General features: G+C 60.8%; 2 protein-coding genes. Both read right to left on the bottom strand.

The window, feature by feature from the left end:
* Positions 1-199: 199 nt before the first annotated feature.
* Entirely contained in the window at positions 200-1,819 is a 1,620-nt protein-coding gene (locus G520_RS0114435) for a methyl-accepting chemotaxis protein (protein ID WP_028536266.1), read from the bottom strand.
* 71 nt (positions 1,820-1,890) lie between these two features.
* On the bottom strand, positions 1,891-2,487 hold a 597-nt coding region (locus G520_RS22930), incomplete at its 5' end, for an aconitase family protein (protein ID WP_036666369.1).

Consider the following 2,487-nt stretch of genomic DNA (forward strand, 5'->3'; position numbering starts at 1 on the left):
GGCAACAGGCCGTGCAACTTGAACTCGTCGCGTTCGGCCTCGCTGAATGCGGTGCCCTTGTTCATCAGGGGATTGGCCAGAACATCGAACTCGGACAGCGTAGTCCTGATGGTCAGCCCTTCGGCATGCCGCAATAGCGACATCCGGGTTTGTTGCGCGCACATGTTTAGCATCCTGAAAAAAGGAAAACGGAAGTCATTTACAAGCGGAAGCAGGACACGGCCTCATTCAAGGCAGCGGACAAGGTTCTCAGTTCCTCCACTTGTGCCCGAGCCTGCCGAACCGAACACTCCGAGGCTTCCGCCATGCTGGCAATCCGCTCGACGTTGCCCGCCACATTGCTGTTCGCCGCGCTTTGTTCATTGATCGAATGAGCGACATCGCTGATCTGCTCCAGCATCGCGGTAGAACCGTGGCCAATTTCGCTCAAGGACGCCGCGACTTGATCGACCCCCCTGACCCCGCGCTCGACCTGCGGGCTCACCGCTTGCATGCACAGCACGACATTGGCCGTATCGGTCTGGATCGCATGAATCATCTCGCCGATGCGATCGGTCGAATGGCTAGTGCGCTCGGCTAATTTGCGAACTTCATCGGCGACGACAGCAAACCCGCGCCCCTGCTCGCCTGCCCGCGCCGCTTCTATCGCCGCGTTAAGCGCCAGTAAATTGGTCTGATCGGCTATTTCCCGGATTTCCCGACTGACACCTCCAATCTCGCGCGACCGTTCATCCAGCAGCTGGATCCGTGCGGACGCCTCGGCGATCTGCTCGGCGACCTGCTGTATCTCGGACGAAGCGTGCTGCACCAAGCCGCTACCCTCCATGGCCAGCCCGTGCGTCCGCGTCGAATGTTTCTCCGTGGCGCGGGCATTGTCGGAAATGAGGCTGACACCGACCGAGAGTTGTTCGATCGCCGCCGCAGACGCCGACGTCGCCGCAGACGTTTCACGCGATGCGGTGTCGATCTGCTCCATCTGCTGTGTCAAACCAGACACCGCTACCCGCAATTGCTGTTCGCCGCGCTGGATGGCCAGCATCATTCGCCGCAACCTCAGCTGCATCTGTGTCATGGCCGCCAACATACTTTCATCGCTGCTCTTTTGCATCTGGATGTCGGTGCTCAGATCTCCATTGGCAATTGCCATCGCCACATCGGCGGCATAGTCAGGCTCCCCCCCGAGTTGACGATAGATCTGGCGGAGCATGGCCATAGCGACGCCAGCTACCAGCAGCATGATCACCGTGCCGATGCCGAGGAAGCGGAAAGCCTGCACCCGAAACGCCTCGTCCACATCGTCGACAAACACGCCAAACCCGACGATCCAGTTCCAGCCCTCGATCTTCATCACCCCGCTGATCTTGGGAAGAGCCCGCTCGCTGCCTGGGCGGGGCGTCTGAACCTCGACCAGGGCAAATGGCTGGTGAGCCAATCCGTCACGGTAGGTCTGCACCAGACTACGGCCATCGGCCTGCCGCCCGCCGCCGCTCGGATCGGGCCTGCCTTCTTTGTCCGGGTTGCCATGCACAAGCGGAAAACCATCGAAGCGCCGTACAAAGATGTAATCTCCCTGGTAGCGCAGGCCACGCACGACCTGCAAGGCCTGTTTCTGCGCCTGTGCCCCCGTCAGTACCCCTCGCTTTTCCTGCAGTTGGTAATAGCCGATCTGATTGGCGGCTAAATGAACGATCTTGGCAATCTGGCTTCGCCGCTCCTGCAGCAGGGTTTGCCGCAGATTGGACAAGGCAAAGCCGGAGATCGCGACCAGACCGGTCAGGGCGACGGCTGCCAGGACACCCAAGCGATAAGACAGTTTCATGGCGCTCCGTTCAGTATCATTAGCGAAGCTCCCGCGCGATTGTCCTCGCGCGGGAGAAGGTTGCCCCGAACTTAGAGGTCGGCAACGACGTTGCGATAGTCGACGATCTGATCGAAGTTCAGATAGCGATAGACGTCGTCGCCCTGCTGCGCCAATCCCGCCACCATGTCCCGATACTCGGTCACAGTGGGCATGCGCCCAAGCCTGGCGCAGACCGCAGCCAGCTCTGCCGAAGCCAGATAGACGCGGCTATTAGTACCGAGCCGGTTGGGGAAATTGCGTGTCGATGTCGAAACGGCAGTTGCCCCTTCGCGGACATGCGCCTGATTGCCCATGCACAGCGAGCAGCCCGGCATCTCGGTTCGCGCGCCGCTCCGTCCGAAGATCGCGTAATAGCCTTCCTCGATCAGTTGCTTGGCATCCATCTTCGTCGGCGGCGCCACCCACAGCTTGGCCGGCAGGTCCTGGATGCCCTGCAGCAGCTTGCCTGCCGCGCGGAAGTGGCCGATATTGGTCATGCACGAACCGATGAACACCTCGTCGACCTTGGTGCCGGCCACCTCGGACAGGAATTTCACGTCGTCCGGATCGTTCGGGCACGCCACGATGGGCTCCTTGATGTCGGCCAGGTCGATCTCGATCACCGCCGCGTACTCGGCATCGGCATC

The sequence above is a fragment of the Paludibacterium yongneupense DSM 18731 genome (assembly GCF_000422925.1).
GTDB classification, from domain to species: domain Bacteria; phylum Pseudomonadota; class Gammaproteobacteria; order Burkholderiales; family Chromobacteriaceae; genus Paludibacterium; species Paludibacterium yongneupense.